A 16672-nucleotide genomic window follows, 5' to 3' on the forward strand; every position below is an offset into this window, starting at 1 on the left:
GAAAAATTTTAACATTCAGAATAATAAGGCGAAAGTATTACTTTTGCGTTATGTGAGAGATTTGCGCAGGATCATGATGTTTGCTTTCCTCACGCTTGGCAAACAGCAGGAAAAGGACGCCGAACACCAGATAAATCAGAGCATTTACGGTCAGCGCACGACCAAAGCCTGTGCCGATTTCTTCCGCTGACTGCACGATGGCACCGGTTACGAGTGGTGAAATGATACCCGCAAGCGTAACCAGACTCGACATCACCCCGACTAGAAGACCGGTTCTCCTCGGCATCAGACTGCTGACGATCACGGATGCTGCCGTACCTACTGAAAAAGTGAACCCCTTCCCGAGACACAATGCGATCAGTACCCATGCAGTCGATTGAAACCATGTCGATGAGTAGAAAAACAGTCCGCCCAAAATGAGAGAAAGGCCGCCAATGATGACATACGACTTCCGATACGAGCGATGCTTCTTGTAGAGACGATCCCCTGCCCAAGAAATCGCAATCGTCATGAGTCCTGCGACCAGGCCCGTACCTGCGATGGAATACGCCATCTGCTGATTCGTCAAATGGATTGCTTTCACTAAATAGACTGGCTCCCAGACGGCTGCAAACGTCGTACCCCAAATTTGTCCGAAGTAGATAAGAAAACTGAATACATAGGTCGCCGAGAACATGACTCCTGCTATTTCCGACCCCTTCGCTTTTGGCTTCTGGGTTTCCGCAGATTCAATCGGAGAGAGACTTGCTTTTGGTCTTTCCTTGCCGATCATGATCCAGACGAGAAACCAAGCCAAGCTGAGCGCCCCCATAAACGCCCAGGCAAAGCGCCAGCCGCTCTGATCGATCATCGAGACCAGCAACGGCGCAGAAGCTACCGCACCGACAAAGGCGCCAAAATTGACGGTAGAATAGACCAGCCCCCTCTTTTCTTCCGGAAACCATTTATTCAGGTGGCTGACAACCGTAGCCCAAAACGGACCTTCACCGATGCCGAGCAGCACACGTGCCAGGATCAGCATGGGGAGACTGGCAATCGCGTATGCCCCGAACTGCACCACCGTCCAGGAGATCGCCATGATTGCCAGCATTTTTTTGGTCCCGATACGATCCGAGAGAGCGGCACCCAAAATGCCCGCGATGGAGAAAAACCAGAAGAAGCTGCTTCCGACCAGCCCCCATTCCTTCTGCGTAAGGCCAAATTCCTCCATAATCGGGACTGCCGAATATCCCGCGATCGTTTTGTCCGCGTAATTAATCATATACAAAAGAAACAACAACCCAAGCGTCACCCTCGCCATCATGCCGACCACCCTCCCCGCTTTACCCACGCTTCATTCGGATTCTGCCTATCCTTCCATCCCACTCAATCTGTGTCCCATACGGTTCGCTCCATGCTTTCAGATTCTCGATAACGGCGGAAGAACCGCTCAGCTTTGGCCAGCCCATCCGATGTATCGGCATTCCAAAGCCCAATTCAATCGGGTGCAGCTCGATCTCCAACAGTTCGCCATCCTGCATCTTCCAGATCGGAACGACGGATTCCCACACCTCTCGATGGACGCAAAGCCCCCTGGTATAGTTCGCACTCATCGCTTCCAGCGCATCCGCTACATTGTGATCGTGGGAGAGGCCGTACTGCTCATAGAAATCGGCTGGCTGACTGGTGACGGTCTCTGTCTGAAAGATGAAATCCCCCAGGCTGTAAAAGATCGGTCGATTTTGGTAGATTTCGATCCCTCTCAGCAAATGCGGACCATGCCCCACCACAGCGTGAGCCCCTGCATCTATGCACGCACGTGCGAATATCTCCAGAAACTCTGCGGGTGCTTCCTTGCGTTCTCCCTTCATCTCATGCGCATGGATGCTGATGATGACATAATCGGACATGCGCCTGGCTTCCTCGATCGTGCCTATGATCCGACGCAGATCACGCGGATGCGGCTCTGTCCTCGTCCGATTCTCCTTCCCCTCCCGGAAAAGCGATGTGCCGAATAAGTAAAGATCCCGTCCGGGTGCATTCATGAAGCCTTCCTCTATCAACACCTTGCTGAATGCATTGATATCGATGCTATCCGCAATCGCTTTTAACTGACTCAGCTTTTCTTCCGTCAGTTCGTGTGTCATGACATAGCGCATCGGATTGATTCCCGGCCTTCCGATACTGTCCCGTCTCTGTTCCCCGGCTGCCCACCACGGATGAAAGGTAGAGGTGGCCGCGATTAATGCGATTCTCGCATTTTTACATTCCAAATATCGCGGCGCGCCTGCTTCCGCCAAGTTTTTGCCTGCTCCTGCGTGGACGAAACCGTAATCGCTCAGATGCTGCTGGGTCGCTTCCAGTCCGCCGTACAAATAATCGAGGGTATGGTTGTTCGCCCATCCGATCATGTTGAAGCCATACTCTTTCATGGCCTGCAGGACGGAAGGAGGGGACATCGCCCATGTTCCTCCGCTCTGAGCGCTCGGGTAGCCCTTTTGATCATGTACCGTGGTCTCCAGATTCGCGATGCGGACATCTGCCTGATGCAGCAAAGCCGCCACTTCTGCAAAGGCCTCATCCTTGTAAGGCAGGCGGGTAATAAAGCTGTCTCCTGTTGCTGCAAACGTAACTGGTCTCGTCAAGAATCATGCACCTCCAGCTTGGCTGATAAATTCCTGGTCAGCTCAGATCGAAAATTCATCCTCATCCCCGAGGAAAGAGTACAGCTGTGAGCTGATTTCATCGTAGTGCTGCAATCGCTTCTGGACATTCTCTGCGTCGTAGACCATCACCCCTTTGATCAGTACGTTCAACAAGGAAAACAGCACGGGCATCCCGCTGGTTGCGGCCGGCTGGGGGGTTGTCACCGTTAAAAGCAGATCCGCCATCTGACTGATTGGCGAAAGCTCCCCCTCCGTAATCGCAAGCACTTTTGCCCCCAAGGATTTGGCCGATTTTACCAGCGCCACCGTTTCTGCCGGGTGGCGCGGAAAGGATAGCGCGATGACAAGCCACTCCTGATCTCGTTCGGTCAGAAAGTAATCCGCGTTATCTACGGCACCTGTATACAAATAGGTGTTTCCCTTGATGGCACCCAGTGCCGAAGAGAGCCACTTGGCTGGGATATGGCACCACCGAAAGCCAACGACGACAATGCGGTTGGCTGCAATGATGCTCTGGATGGCTTGCTCGTACAGGTCGTAATCCAATTGCTGGAGCCCCTGCTGCAAAAAAGCGATGTCCCCTTCCACGACCTGATGCGCGTAGTTGCCACGTGTCAAGACGCCTTCCGTATCGCGGTATTTTTGATAGGGACCTTTGCGCGGGTCCACAACCAGCAGCGTTTTTTTGATTTCGTCCTGCAGCTCTGCATAGCCGGAGTAGCCCAATGCATAGCAAAAGCGGATGACCGTCGCCTCACTCATGTTCATCAGATCCGCCGCTTTTTTTGCGGTATGGATGGCAAACAGGCTCGGCTTTTCGATCACAAATTTGGAAATGATTTTTTGACTGGAAGTGAGATTTCCGTACTGCTTGCGGATTCGTTCCTTCACCAGCTCATCCATGCAAGGCACTCCTTTGCTGACTAGAGTCTCATCAATTTTACGAATAGTATATCTCTTGCAATAATTCACTACAATACATCATAGAAAATGTAGTTTTTCCTTCATTTTGAGGCTGGCAGGAATCAAAAAAAATCGCCTTCCCAAGGAGTGTCAGTCCGATGGGAAAGCAACTTAAAAAGCAAAGAACCCTATCCGCACGGGGATGGGGTTCTTCGCTGATGGCAAATCGATTAAAAGTCGAAGCGGAAATCATCATCGGACAGCTGCTCGACGTGGATGGTCCGCACGTAGCCATTCCCCTTCTTGGAGAAGAAATCGTGCTGCTTCGTCTGCGTCCGAATGCCGTTCAGAACAATCGGGTTCACTTCTTCTTCCGGGAAAATCGGGTCGAGCCCAAGATTCATCAGAGCCTTGTTTGCATTGTAGCGCACGTATGCCTGGACTTCATCAGCCAGTCCGATCTGCGAATAAAGCTCAGTCGTATACGCCTCTTCGTTACGCTGCAGCTCTTGCAAAAGCTGGTGCAGCTCTTCCTTGCATGCTTTCTGCTCATTGACAGTCAGACGTTGAAACACTTCTTGCGCCAATACCCCGACGTACAACCCGTGAATGCTCTCGTCCCGCACGATCAGATCGATAATTTCACCACTGCTGGTCATCTTTCCTTGCCCGGCCAAATAGAGCGGATAAAAGAAGCCGCTGTAAAACAGATAGCTTTCCAAAAAGACCGATGCCACCATCGCCATATAGAGATCTTTTTGCGTCTCGATTTCCTGATACCGGCTGGAAATCAGCTTCGCTTTCAATTGCAGGCGGGGATTTTGCTCCACCCAGCTGAAAATCTCATCAATTTCTTCCGTCGCAGCCAGCGTAGTGAAAATGCTGCTGTACGATTTGGCGTGGATCTGCTCCATCATGCCCATGAAGGCGAGTACGGCTTTTCGCTGCAAACCGTCCACGTGCTCCATGATTTTCGGCATTCCCACCCCGCCCTGTACGGTGTCGAGCAGCGTGAGTCCACCTAGGACCTTTTTATAGGTATCTCGCTCTGCAGCGCTCAGTTCCATCCAGGACATTTTGTCGTCCGAGAGCGGAATCTCATCGTCAGTCCAAAACTGCATAATGTTTTGGTTCCAAAACGTCATTGTAAAATCATCATCTGGCCTGTTCCAATTGACAGCTTTCATTGCGCGTTCCTCATCCCTTTTTGCTAGTCCTGTCTCTATCTCTTGCCCCGCCAGGTTATACCGCGCAGCTGATGCACTCTTCGACGGTCAAGTGCTTGGTACGTGTATAGTAGAGCGACTTCAGACCTTTTTTCGCCGCGTATATATAGTAGCGTGCCAGCTCACGCGTGGACACGTTGCTGTTTACGTGCAGGACGGTCGATATTCCCTGGTCGACATGCTCCTGAATTTCTGCGATCAGATCGATGACCTTGAACTGATCGATGACGTACGCAGATTTGTAGTAAAAATAGTTCTCTTGTGACAAGTACGGCATCGGGTAGTACGTCGTCGAGTTGGCGTAGGTTCTCGTTTCGATATGCTCCACGATCGGCATGACACTGGACGTCGCATTCTGAATGTACGAAATGCTTTGCGTAGGTGCAATGGCCAGTCGATACGCGTGATACAGCCCGTACTGCTGGACGTTTTGCCCCAGTGCTGCCCAATCCTCAGGTGTCGGAATATGCATACCTTCAAAAAGCTCCTTGGCTCGCGCTGTTCGTGGCTGATAATCGTTAGACACATACTTTTCGAAATAGGTGCCTTTGGCATACTCCGATTTTTCAAATCCAAGGAAGGTGATTCCTCTTTCTTTGGCAATCTCCATGCTCTTTTCGAGCGAATAAAAGTTCATCATCATGAAGAAGGTTCGGGCAAAATCTCTCGCTTCTTCGCTCTCGTACGCGATCTTGTTCTTTGCCAGATAGCCGTGCAGGTTCATCGCGCCCAAGCCGACCGAATGCAGTTCGCGATTCGCCTTTTGCACGCCTGGAGCATTCTCGACAGCTGTCATGTCACTCACAGCAGTAATTGCCTCGATCCCCTCGTGAACGGACTCGCGAATCATTTTTTGCTCCATGACGTTCACGATGTTGAGGGATGCCAGGTTGCAGCTGATGTCTCGGCGGATGATGTCCATTTCCCCATAATTCGTGATCGTGGATGTATCCTGCAGCTGGAAGATCTCCGTGCACAGATTGGACATTTTCACCGATCCGATATCCTTGAGTGCGTGGTTCTTGTTGGCATTGGTCTTATTCATGATGTAAGGATAGCCGGATTCGAGCTGGATCATGGCGATTTTGGTGAGCATCTCTCTCGCGCTCATGATCGTCTTTTTCTTGACGCGGTCATTGGCCAGCAGCTCTTCGTACATCTCGTCCATGTTCATGTCATCCAAATGCATACCGTACTCCTTGTAAACGGAATAAGGAGCAAAGATAGTCAAAGGCTTGTTCTCTTCTGCCAGCTTGTAAAAAGCATTCGGAACTATGAGGCCGATCGACAGCGTTTTGATCCGTGATTTTTCGTCCGCATTGATTTTTTTGCAATCGAGGAACTCATTGATGTCCCAACCAAAAATGTTGTAGTAGGCTGCACCGGAACCTTTGCGTTGTCCCATCTGGTCTGCGTAGGAAAAAGCGTCTTCGAGCAGCTTGAGTACCGGCATGATGCCCTTTGCCGCTCCTTCCACTCCCTTGATCGGTTCACCGCGTCCCCGCAGCTTGGACAGATTCACGGCGACACCCCCGCCGATTTTGGACAGCTGCATGCAGGTCCCGAGTATGTAGTTAATCGAGTTGAGAGAATCATCCATCTCCAGCAGGAAGCAAGAGACCATTTCTCCGCGACGGCTTTTCCCTGCGTTTAAAAACGTCGGAGTCGCTGGCTGCAGACGTTGATCCATCATGGAAACCGTCAGGCGCTTAGCCCGTTCAAAATCTCCCTGTGCCAGGGAAAGGGCTACGACGGCTACGCGATCTGGATATTGTTCGAGGTAGGTGGACTTGTCGTCCGTTTTGAGTGCGTAGTCTTTATAAAATTTTGAGACGGCCATGTAAGAGGCGAATTGAAACGACGCTTCCTTTGCCAATCGGAATACTTCATCCACCTGCTCTACCGTGTACTTCTCATACACATTCTCGTAGTAGTCGTTCTGGATGAGATAGTCCATTCTTTCCTTGACGCTGCCAAAGGTCATCGTGCTGGCTTCCACTTCACGAAGGAAGTCCTGTACCGCTTCTTTATCCTTGGCCAATTGGTAAAAACCATCTTCGCCTCGTTGCATGAGTTCGTTGTTCAGTTCAATATGCCGCAATGCTGGCCACCCCGTTCGTAAAATGTTCTACATCTCGGCCGGTACCGGATAATTCAAATTTGGAGATCACCGGAACGCCGTATTGATGGGCGATCGTATCGGCGCTTTTCGCGAAGCTCGTCCCCCAGTTGCGATTGCCGCTAGCCGAGACGCCTTTCATATACCTGTGATTTCGCTGCAAAAACGAAGTGACTTTTTCGGGAACCTGACCAAATCCAGTCGTATATGTAATTAAAACGAACGGTTCCTCAATGGTCATCTGCTCATCAATCTCCACACTCGGAAGATTGAGCTTGTTTACAAATCTTCGAACATTCCCTGTCTTGGAATCGTATGCGATGAGCATAGGTCCCCTCATCCTTTCATCCCTGATGCTGCAAAAGAAAAGCGCATTCGACGGTAAGAATGAAAGTCGAATGCGCAAAAAATCCACTGATCTTTCGACTCGCTTAGGCGAATCGAGCGCTCCGACACCTTTCCTATCTCCCGTAGGTTCCCTAGTGTCATTGGGTAGGCAGGTCTCCTGGCTCTAGGATCGTCACTTCATTTCGCCTTCCCAATCTTGTCGATCAGTGGCACATCTTCGCAAATGGAGCTCCCCTGTCACAGTGGCGGGACCGCGTCGGATTCACACCGACTTCCCTATTAAGTCTGCCAATATTTTGTGGCTAGACACCTATCCGCATCAATATGTAGTTGGTAGAACTTACTTTACATCAAGATATCGTAGCAGTCAATAGAGAGAAGAGAGTTTTAGGAAACAAGATTCCAAGAGAATGTGCAAAACCAGCGGAATCCTGCTTTGTCAAATCTTGTAGAATCAGGGAAAAACAGAAAACCGCCCGCGAGCTTGCGGACGGTGCGCAATTCCATAACGGTAATCCATTTATTGAAGAGTAACGACTTTGGTGATTTGAGGCAGTTCCTCGATCGCCGTAACCACGGAAGGGGTAATTTCTTCATCTGTCACTGAGACAAGCAAAGCGTTTTTCCCTTTCTGCTCCCGAGACACATTCAGCTTGGAAATGTTGATCTCGTGATCTGCCAATTTCCGCGAGACGTCATAAATCACGCCTGGGTAGTCCACATGGTGTACCAAGAGACCGTGTGCTCCTGGCGGGATGCGGCATGCACAGTAATTAATCTCACTGATATACACCTCCCGCCAGTCTTGGGCAAAGGTGTACTTATTGCTGCCTACGCGCAGGACTGCCAGGTGATTGGCATACTCACCCGAGCTGTGGGTTGCAGAAAGCCGCACACCAAAGCCCTCGTTAAGCAGGTGGGCAATTTCATCCTTGTTTTCGTGAGCTAAAATGCTCAGAGAAGCCCCTGCCAGATTTGGTTCAATCCGCTGGATGAGCTTCGCAAGCTCGCGAAGCCCTGCAAGTTTTTCGGTCATGATCAACACTCACTCTCCCAAATTACGTTTCACTTGGTTAGGGAAGGATCCATTCCTCCGGCTCTTTGAGGATGGAAGAATGGTTTTCTGAACGATACCAAGCGGTGAACGGCTGCCCATCTTTCGTATAGTCGATTTTGTAGATGGTGTTTCCTTTCCCGCCACGTTCGAATGGACTTTCGTCTAAGGGTACAGCCGTGACGCCACCCGCAACGATCACACCGCCTTTATCCTGAATCACTTGCTTGATAATAGCCATATGCTCTTGTCCTGTTGTTGACATGCCCTTGAATGCTACAAATCCCAGCAGGAGCGCTCCTGCTAAAAAGGAAACGATCAAGACTTTAGACTTCTTCGCTGGATCCACCGTACTACCCCCGTCAATCTCTCGTTCTATTTGTCCATCAGGGTGACTTGATCAATCGTGCCTCCACCCAAGCAGATTTCTCCGTCGTAAAACACGACGGCTTGCCCAGGTGTCACCGCTTTTTGTGGTTTGTCGAATACAACCTCGACAGTATTGCCTTCCCGCAGATGTACAGTAACGCCTTGATCTGGTTGACGGTAGCGGAATTTGGCCGTACAGCTGAATGTCGGTGCCGGTTTCTTATCGCTGACCCAGCTCACATCGGTTGCGATCAGGCTGGTAGAATAGAGTCGCGGGTGATCCGAGCCTTCTCCCACGATCAGTACATTTCGTTTCAAGTCTTTATCGACAACAAACCAAGGCTGCCCGCTCTTTCCATGACCTCCGCCGATGCCGAGGCCCTGACGCTGTCCCAGCGTATAGTACATCAATCCGTCGTGATGGCCGATTACGGTTCCCTCAACAGTCTCAATGTCGCCCGGTTTGGCAGGCAGGTAGTTTTGCAGGAACTCGCGGAAGTTGCGTTCGCCGATAAAGCAAATACCGGTACTGTCTTTCTTTTTTGCCGTAGCCAATCCCGCTTGTTCCGCAATTTCCCTTACCTTTGCCTTGGGAAGGTGACCAATCGGGAACATGGTGCGGGACAATTGGTCCTGACCCAGAACATTGAGGAAGTAGGTCTGATCCTTGTTGTTATCGACTCCGCGAATCAGCTTGTACTCTCCATCTACTTCCTTCACTTGCGCATAATGGCCGGTCGCGATGTAATCCGCGCCAAGATCCATGACTTTGGACAGCAGTTCTCCAAATTTGATCTCCCGGTTACACATGACGTCCGGGTTTGGGGTGCGCCCCCGTTTATATTCATCCAAAAAATACTGGAATACTTTATCCATGTATTCTTTTTCAAAATTGACTGTGTAGTAAGGAATGCCGATTTGTTCACAGACGCGCCGGACGTCCTGGAAGTCATCTTCCGCCGTGCAGTGGCCGAATTCATCGGTATCATCCCAGTTTTTCATGAAGATGCCGATGACGTCATATCCCTGTTGTTTGAGCAGGTAAGCCGTCACGGAGGAGTCGACGCCGCCGGACATGCCGACTACGACGCGTGTATCTTCTGGTCGTTTCATGGTCTAGCTCCTCTTTTTTCAATTTGTTCCTCTAACAGATTACCACGTTTCGCAAAACAAATCATGTCTTGTTGCACTTCTATGAGAAAACCTGGCAATCTCAAACCTTTGGGTGAGCCTCCGAGTATGAAAAAACGCCTGTCCCATGGTGGCAACAGGCGGCTTTTTTGTTCGATTAGCTCTGAGAGGCTTCATCTTTAATTTCAGAACGAAACCCTTCGATGCTCTCTTCACGACGCTGGTTTTTCTCTTCGATGTTCGCTTTTTCTTCAGCAGAAATCTCACCTGCGTGGGCTGCCAAGTAATCTCTCGACTCACGAATGCTTTCCTCGGTATTTTGCAGCATTTCCTGCAGTTTTTCCACATTGTCAGAACGATCGTCCGGCTTTGCCATCATTACGCACTCCTTCGCTTCCATGATATCGTGGTGAATGCACCTGTACCATTGTGCGCCATTCTTGGATGATTTATGTAAGGGCAAGGCCGTGCTATAATGCAAATGTCGAAATACACGAAACGAAGAGGTTGGAATCCATGGCATCCCTAGATTTATTGGAACGCAAGCTGCTCAAAATTATTTCCGATACGGATCCTGTCCGGCTCAAGCGGCAGCGAATGAACCCACAAATACAGCGCGAAACCGATGCAGAGCAACGACTGCGAATCGAGCTTCTCCTGCGCAGGCTCGACAAGCTGCCTGATCAGAAGCGACAGGAAGTTTTGGACCTGCTCAAATGGTTTAACTGGTAACGGCTTTAGCGAATACTGGCACCGATCTCCCAGCGTCCGTCCGTTCGCTGCATGCTTTTTACGTCCACGATCGCGTCGTGATTCAGCGGCCCATAAATATGCGGGTACAAGAGTCCGTCCTTGGCTTGCTCATATTTGATCGGCGAAGTCGTCTTGTGCTCGTCCACAACAAGCACCAGAAGTTCACCCTCGTACTCCTTATATACCCGGTTGGCGACTTTCCCCAGAAGCTCATCCCCTTTTGTTGCATGGATGAAACCCTCCTGTTCATAGTCACGCGGGAGATAATGCTCCCGTATTTCCCACTGCTCCCAGTATTCTTTTGGCACTAAGCAATAAATCGTATTCATGGCTGCTTCCCCTTTTACACTATTCTTTTCCTACCGTCCCAGATGTTTATCAATGTGCCGGATCGCTTTATCGTAAAACATTCCATCTATTCTACCTTGATCTCGTCTCCACTGAATGAAGTTCCGGAGGGAATGGAGATCTACCCAGGCATCCCTGGACTGCGGATTGTTGCCCGGGACCTCGCCGGTAATTTCCCCTTCATACACCAGCCTGGCCATCTCGTTCGGGTGATACCCAATTTGGTATGCAATCTGATGCAATGCGATTTTCATGGAACCTCCTAGCTCCTATCTTGGCTTTTCATTTATTTTGCCAGTCTTTTGATGACATGCCAAGTCCTTAACCTGCTCAGACTGATTTGTTACAATGAATGGGCCTGATCAAACATTCTGGAGGTACCACCTAAGATGAATGGGAAACGAAAATCGCGCAAGCCTTTATGGAAGCGCAAGTGGTCATGGGTTATTCTGGCGCTTATCGCCTTTGTATACGTCAACAATAGCTCTTTTTTGGCAAAAGAGTCTGATCGCGGGCCGTTTTTACTCGCCCATCGAGGAATGGCACAAACGTTTCATATGGAAGGGATCACCGACGAGACTTGTACAGCGGAGCGAATCTATCCCCCAGAGCATCCGTATCTGGAGAATACGCTCTCGTCCATGCAAGCTGCTTTCGAAGCTGGAGCTGCTGTCGTAGAGTTGGACGTACAGCCGACGAAAGACGGGACGTTTGCCGTCTTTCATGATTGGACACTCGTATGCCGAACAAACGGTGAGGGAGTGACCCGCGACTTCTCATTGGACGAGCTGCAAAAACTCGACATCGGGTACAACTATACCGCCGATCAGGGTGCGACTTTCCCCTTTCGCGGGAAGGGAATCGGCTTGATGCCTTCACTCGATGATGTATTCAAACAGTTCCCCAATCAACCCTTGCTGATTCATGTCAAAAGCAATGACCCAACAGAAGGAATCCTGCTGGCAGAATATTTGTCCGCGCAGCCAAAGGAGCGCCAAGCGAGTTTGACTGTATACGGGGGAGACGAACCGATCGCGGCGCTGCACGAACAACTTCCTGATATGCGGGTGATGTCCAAAGCCAGCCTAAAGAGCTGCTTGATTCCCTACCTCGCCGTTGGCTGGACCGGCTACATTCCAGAGGCTTGCAGTCAGACCCAACTGCATATTCCCGACAAGCTGGCACCGCTACTCTGGGGATGGCCGAATCGATTTATGGAGAGAATGGACGAGCAAGGTACTCGGGTGATCCTCGTGGCTGGCAGCGGAGATGTATCGAGCGGGTTTGATTCGCTGGAAGATCTCAAGCGAATCCCCAAAGGCTTTTCCGGCGGCATCTGGACCAATCGCATCGATCGAATCTCGGCTGCCTATCCAAAAACGGAGAAGCGGATCGACTGATGCAAAAAAATTGAAACGATTTGTCTACTTATTCGTATAAACGAATATCGACACACGAGGAGTGATTGGGTATGCTGAAAAAACTGTTGAAAAGTCTGATGGGGAATCACTCGTCATCGCACAGCTACCGCAAGTACAGCAGCAGCGACCACAAGCACCGCAAAGGATACGGTCATCCCAATGGACATGGTTCCGGACACGGACATTCCTATTACGGAGGCTCGCACTACAAGAAAAAGCACTCCAGCCGGAGCTTTTTCAGTAGTTAAACGAACGTTTAAAATGTTGAATCAAGAAACGGCAGCTCAGATCATGTGAATCCATGGTCTGGACTGCCGTTCTTATTTAGCGAGGTCTGGATGCTGCCTCAACACCCAATGCAGCAGCTTCAGGTGCGGAAAAGGCTCCAGTCTCCCATTCATGGGGAGATTTTCGTGAATGACCGCTTTTCCACCCGCCTGCAAATACTGCTTCAACGTGATTGGCTTTGCTATAATTTTCGATATGTCGGTTGGCGTCAACAGCAGCAGGCCCTTTGTTTCATTTGCCGGCACCGGATTGTCCTGGGATACAGCCAAATAGATCGGCGTCATATGATTGCGGTTCAAATGTCTCCCAATCAAGATCGGATTGATTCCGTTCTCCGGCCATTTCTCCAGGAACCTGGCAGGAGAGTCGGCGGCTGATGTCTCGTACCAGTAGGTAGCCGGTGGCTTGAGTGCTGTGATCTGCAAAGATGCCTCCTCGTAAGCTTCTCTAGCAGCACATTCCCATCCCGTCTCAGTCCCTTCGCGGTGTCCGCCTAATCGAATGATTCCGAGAGCTGTACCCGCCCGGTTGGGACCGACTTGAAATGGAAATCTGCCGTTCACCAGAACGTATACCCCAGCCGTCACAATCACTTCATTTGAAATCTTGAAGACACACCCTCCTCTCCCCAAGCCTTTGCACACGAACCAAGTAGAAGCACACGGATTCCCTTTGAATAATGTTTACTTATTCGTAAACGGTTTTTTGTATGACTGCGTAGGGATGATTCTTATTCGGACAAGCTTACGAGCGGTTGTTACTTGCGCATTTGCCATGGATCTTTCACAGTTTTGATACCCAATTTATGGTAGCATTTGATTGTAAGCGTTGTCATTCCATGTAAGGGAGAGTGTATATTATGGGACAAACAGGATTTTTGCCATGTAACGGGGCTTCCATCCACTACGAAATGGCTGGAACAGGTGACACCATCGTTTTGCTGCATGGCGCTCCCTTGGATAGTCGCATGTGGGAGCCTCAAATGGCAGCTCTCGCAAAAAGGTACCAAGTCATTCGTTTTGATATGCGTGGAATGGGGCAGTCAGTAGATCCCGGCACTCCCTTTACGTTGTATGAGGATCTCTCTTCCTTGCTGCAGCAATTGCACATTCGCCGAGCTTCATTGATAGGGGCTTCCTTTGGTAGCTACGCCAGCGTGGAATTCGCCCTGGCTTACCCGGATGTCGTACAGAGCCTGATCCTCGTTTGCCCTGGAGGCTTTGCGCCGCCATCCGAAGGTCAACAGCGAATGTTTCAAAAAGTTCAGGAACAACTGGCGACAGGTAACCTGGACGAAGCACTGGAAATCAATCTACACCTTTTGCTAGACGGCCCGGATCAACCAAGAGGCAGAGTGACAAAAAAACGTTCGTGGCTCAAAGAGATTTACCGCGACATCTTTTTACAGTCCCGCTCATTTACAAAGCCGGACGCACTGCAGCCTGACCCGAGAAATCGTCTCGCTGAAATCGCAGTCCCTACACTCGTCATTTCCGGTGAGCTCGATCATCCCGATTTTTTGGAGACCGCTGCAAATCTCGTGCGCACCATCCCCAACGCCACTCAGCGCTTTTGCAAAAACTCTGCCCATTTCCCGAGTATTGACTGTCCGAATGAGTTCGTAGAGATCGTCGAGGACTTTTTCCGTCAGCAGACACCTTCCGCACGGTAACTTCATGCTTTGGGAAGGGAACGGTCCCTCTGGTGCTGTTCCCTTTATCACTCCCCTTTTCTTTACATAACATTAATTATGTCGCGTTACTTCGTTGCTGGCTCCTATGTTACAATAGGTAGAAAGGAGCGTGCTCGCATGAAATCGTCCAAATCATTTTATTATACAGTTGATCAATCCATGGTGGATGAGTACAAAAAAATGCTGGATCTCATGAAAATCCCGTATGAGATTGAGACTCCTGTCGCCTTGCTCGCTCAGGGTGCCAATCAATATTCATTTGTTTTCCCCAATATGCCCGGCAAGCTCTACGCCATGGTCAGCAAACTGTTTCAAGGTGATGCCAAACCCTACCCCCAATGATTTTACTCATGAAATGAGACTTCGCGTATACACTCCGGTTCGTCATTCTTCACGTTTCCTACTGCCTTGGCTACGGGATAAGCGCGCATCCGATCTGCAGCATACGGGACCAGCAGAGACTGCAGCTTGTCCATGTCCTGGAAATCACGATCGAGCCACAGAGACTCGTCTTCTTCTCGTAGGATGACAGGCATTCGCTGATGAATCGGAGCCACCACTTCATTGGGCTTGGTCGTTATGATCGTGCAGGTATGCAGTTTTTGTCCATCCGGCTGGATCCACGTGTCAAACAAACCAGCGAAGGCAAATGGCTGCTCATCTTTTCTCTGGATGCGCATCGGCTGCTTCCCCGACTCCGTTTGCTTCCATTCATAGAAGCCGTCTGCCGGAATCATGCATCGTTTGCGTACAAGCAGCTTTTGAAAGGACGGCTTCTCCTGCAGGCTTTCCGCTCTAGCATTGATCAGTTGAAATCCTTGCCCCGCATCCTTCGCCCAGGAGGGAATCAACCCCCAACGCAGCTCACCGATTCGGCGTTTCCCTTTTTCCGCAATAATGGCAAGGATCTGTTGACCTGGCGCAATATTATACCGCATGCGGTACTCCAAATTTTGCAAATCTACTTGAAACCGTCTCACCATCGTCTCCGGTGCAATCACCAGCGTAAATCGTCCACACATGCTGCCCTCACTCCCCAGCCGTATTTCCTCATCCTTTCATTTTCTACACACTCGCTGAAATCCACTCTTTTTAGACAAAAAAAAAAGGACCCAGGAAGCCTGGGTCAAAGATAGGAAGTGGAGAGAATGCATGCTATGTAATATATACTAACACAAACGAAATAGTAGTCAATGAATTTTTCAAATTTTATGTTAGGTTTTCTCACACAAAGTTTTCTCAAATGTTTTTATGTCATGTTTTCTACATATATGTAAGCTTCTCATTCTATCCTCACCGTCTTATCCTGCTTTTTCGCTGGCTGTCGCCTGTCCAACTAATACAGACTCCTTCTCCACCATGGACAAGAACTTCCCGAATGTAGAGGCAAGTATTTGCTGAAAGAGCATCCCCAGAACAACAGGCAGTGCGACAGGTGCAGGAAAGTACGAAATTGCCATTACGGCCCCTGCGCTAATGTTGCGCATACCGCTATTGAACGTCAGAGTCACGATGATATCCCGTTCCCATCCGAACATCCGGGATACGAACCAACCGAGCACATAGCCGAAGATGGCCAGTACCAATACCAAACCTGCCAAGCTGATTACTTTTCCGTCCAGGTTTGTCAAATAAGGTGCCACAACCGAACTGTTTATCGCGACAACGACCCCCATCCCGATTTTGGAAAACGGAGCTAGCTTGGGCGCCAATGTTTTTTTGACGTTTCCATGCGACAGTTGATTGAGCGCCATTCCGAGCAGCGATGGGAGCACAATCATGAAAAACATTCCTTTCATCATGGCTGCCGCATCCATCTCGACTTTCGCCCCGAGAAAAAGCGCCATTGCCAGAGGCACTACAAATGGCGAGAGCATTGTGTCGATCAAGATAATGGAGAGCGTCAACGCTACATTTCCCATGTAAATGGAGGTCCACAGAAAACTGGATATGCCTGTGGGTATGACAGCAGCCAGGATAAGTCCCGTCACGATATGGATATCGTCCGGGTAAAACAGCAAAGCCGCCCCCCAGGCGATCAAAGGCATAATTGCATGTAAGATGAGCAAATTAACGAGTAAAGGCAAAGGTCTTACAAGTACCCTGGCAAACTCGCCAAATCCAGAACCGAGACTGCCTGCGAAAGTCATGAAGGCAAAGATCCAAGGAGCCAAAGGTGCCATTGGCTGCAGGTGACTCCCGGACAATACACCAATCGCGACACTGCTAGGCGTGAGGATCGGCATGATTTTTTCTAGGCCCTTGTTTAGCTTTGTTAGTGTATTCATCATCGTTCACCTCTGCCTCCTATTTTTTTGAACCGCAAAGAACATCGATGTGAGGTATGTTACCATGTAATGGCGGATCCAACAAG

Annotated in this window: 20 protein-coding genes and 1 riboswitch; of the genes, 5 read left to right on the top strand and 15 right to left on the bottom strand. The window is 49.9% G+C overall.

Features of this window, described 5'->3' with window-relative positions:
- Positions 1-37: 37 nt before the first annotated feature.
- The 10 genes from JNE38_RS15775 to tlp form a co-directional block, all read right to left on the bottom strand.
- A complete protein-coding gene (locus tag JNE38_RS15775; protein ID WP_203254628.1) occupies positions 38-1303 on the bottom strand; it encodes an MFS transporter in 1266 nt (421 codons plus the stop codon).
- 19 nt (positions 1304-1322) lie between these two features.
- Positions 1323-2624: a CapA family protein gene (locus tag JNE38_RS15780; RefSeq protein WP_203254629.1), complete on the bottom strand. Its 1302-nt coding sequence runs from the start codon at positions 2622-2624 to the stop codon at positions 1323-1325.
- A gap of 42 nt (positions 2625-2666) precedes the next feature.
- Positions 2667-3548, bottom strand: coding sequence for a MurR/RpiR family transcriptional regulator (locus JNE38_RS15785; protein ID WP_203254630.1), 882 nt, complete (start codon positions 3546-3548; stop codon positions 2667-2669).
- 230 nt (positions 3549-3778) lie between these two features.
- Positions 3779-4735 carry a class 1b ribonucleoside-diphosphate reductase subunit beta gene (nrdF, locus tag JNE38_RS15790; protein ID WP_203254631.1) on the bottom strand — a complete coding sequence of 319 codons (957 nt, stop codon included), beginning with the start codon at positions 4733-4735 and terminating at the stop codon, positions 3779-3781.
- Between the two features lie 55 nt (positions 4736-4790).
- Positions 4791-6875 (bottom strand): class 1b ribonucleoside-diphosphate reductase subunit alpha, encoded by a 2085-nt coding sequence (gene nrdE, locus JNE38_RS15795; protein WP_203254632.1) that lies wholly within the window; start codon positions 6873-6875, stop codon positions 4791-4793.
- Positions 6862-7221: a class Ib ribonucleoside-diphosphate reductase assembly flavoprotein NrdI gene (gene nrdI / locus JNE38_RS15800; protein WP_203254633.1), complete on the bottom strand. Its 360-nt coding sequence runs from the start codon at positions 7219-7221 to the stop codon at positions 6862-6864. Before nrdI ends, nrdE begins: the two co-directional genes overlap by 14 nt.
- A 150-nt stretch (positions 7222-7371) precedes the next feature.
- A riboswitch (cobalamin riboswitch) is annotated at positions 7372-7570 on the bottom strand.
- A gap of 191 nt (positions 7571-7761) precedes the next feature.
- A complete protein-coding gene (locus JNE38_RS15805) occupies positions 7762-8277 on the bottom strand; it encodes an ACT domain-containing protein (RefSeq protein ID WP_203254634.1) in 516 nt (171 codons plus the stop codon).
- A 37-nt stretch (positions 8278-8314) separates the two neighbouring features.
- Positions 8315-8644: a hypothetical protein gene (locus tag JNE38_RS15810; RefSeq protein ID WP_203254635.1), complete on the bottom strand. Its 330-nt coding sequence runs from the start codon at positions 8642-8644 to the stop codon at positions 8315-8317.
- A 26-nt stretch (positions 8645-8670) separates the two neighbouring features.
- Positions 8671-9777 (bottom strand): tRNA 2-thiouridine(34) synthase MnmA, encoded by a 1107-nt coding sequence (mnmA, locus tag JNE38_RS15815; RefSeq protein ID WP_203254636.1) that lies wholly within the window; start codon positions 9775-9777, stop codon positions 8671-8673.
- A 175-nt stretch (positions 9778-9952) separates the two neighbouring features.
- Positions 9953-10171 carry a small acid-soluble spore protein Tlp gene (gene tlp / locus JNE38_RS15820; RefSeq protein ID WP_203357589.1) on the bottom strand — a complete coding sequence of 73 codons (219 nt, stop codon included), beginning with the start codon at positions 10169-10171 and terminating at the stop codon, positions 9953-9955.
- Positions 10172-10311: 140 nt separating this feature from the next.
- On the opposite strand from tlp, the gene JNE38_RS15825 reads away from it, so the two are divergent.
- Positions 10312-10527 carry a hypothetical protein gene (locus JNE38_RS15825; protein ID WP_203254637.1) on the top strand — a complete coding sequence of 72 codons (216 nt, stop codon included), beginning with the start codon at positions 10312-10314 and terminating at the stop codon, positions 10525-10527.
- 5 nt (positions 10528-10532) lie between these two features.
- Here the strand turns inward: JNE38_RS15825 and JNE38_RS15830 are convergent, their stop codons facing one another.
- Positions 10533-10877 carry a DUF952 domain-containing protein gene (locus JNE38_RS15830; protein WP_203254638.1) on the bottom strand — a complete coding sequence of 115 codons (345 nt, stop codon included), beginning with the start codon at positions 10875-10877 and terminating at the stop codon, positions 10533-10535.
- Between the two features lie 30 nt (positions 10878-10907).
- Positions 10908-11150, bottom strand: coding sequence for a hypothetical protein (locus JNE38_RS15835; RefSeq protein ID WP_203254639.1), 243 nt, complete (start codon positions 11148-11150; stop codon positions 10908-10910).
- 135 nt (positions 11151-11285) lie between these two features.
- Here JNE38_RS15835 and JNE38_RS15840 point away from each other — a divergent pair, with 135 nt between their 5' ends.
- Entirely contained in the window at positions 11286-12296 is a 1011-nt protein-coding gene (locus JNE38_RS15840) for a glycerophosphodiester phosphodiesterase family protein (protein WP_203254640.1), read from the top strand.
- A 71-nt stretch (positions 12297-12367) separates the two neighbouring features.
- Complete coding sequence (locus JNE38_RS15845) at positions 12368-12565, top strand: hypothetical protein (RefSeq protein WP_203254641.1); 198 nt, start codon at positions 12368-12370, stop codon at positions 12563-12565.
- Between the two features lie 72 nt (positions 12566-12637).
- On the opposite strand, the gene JNE38_RS15850 is transcribed toward JNE38_RS15845, so the two are convergent.
- On the bottom strand, positions 12638-13168 hold the full coding sequence (locus JNE38_RS15850) for an NUDIX hydrolase (protein ID WP_203254642.1): 531 nt from the start codon (positions 13166-13168) through the stop codon (positions 12638-12640).
- 296 nt (positions 13169-13464) lie between these two features.
- Here JNE38_RS15850 and JNE38_RS15855 point away from each other — a divergent pair, with 296 nt between their 5' ends.
- Positions 13465-14277, top strand: coding sequence for an alpha/beta fold hydrolase (locus JNE38_RS15855; RefSeq protein ID WP_203254643.1), 813 nt, complete (start codon positions 13465-13467; stop codon positions 14275-14277).
- A gap of 138 nt (positions 14278-14415) precedes the next feature.
- Positions 14416-14640, top strand: a complete 225-nt coding sequence (locus JNE38_RS15860) for a hypothetical protein (protein WP_203254644.1) — start codon at positions 14416-14418, stop codon at positions 14638-14640.
- Positions 14641-14642: 2 nt separating this feature from the next.
- Here JNE38_RS15860 and JNE38_RS15865 read toward each other — a convergent pair whose 3' ends face one another.
- Both JNE38_RS15865 and JNE38_RS15870 read right to left on the bottom strand, forming a co-directional pair.
- The gene (locus tag JNE38_RS15865) at positions 14643-15320 is read right to left on the bottom strand and encodes an SOS response-associated peptidase (RefSeq protein ID WP_203254645.1); all 678 of its coding nucleotides are present in this window, start codon (positions 15318-15320) and stop codon (positions 14643-14645) included.
- 279 nt (positions 15321-15599) lie between these two features.
- A complete protein-coding gene (locus tag JNE38_RS15870) occupies positions 15600-16586 on the bottom strand; it encodes a bile acid:sodium symporter family protein (protein ID WP_203357590.1) in 987 nt (328 codons plus the stop codon).
- Between the last annotated feature and the right edge of the window lie 86 nt (positions 16587-16672).

The organism is Brevibacillus choshinensis (assembly GCF_016811915.1).
Classification (GTDB): domain Bacteria; phylum Bacillota; class Bacilli; order Brevibacillales; family Brevibacillaceae; genus Brevibacillus; species Brevibacillus choshinensis_A.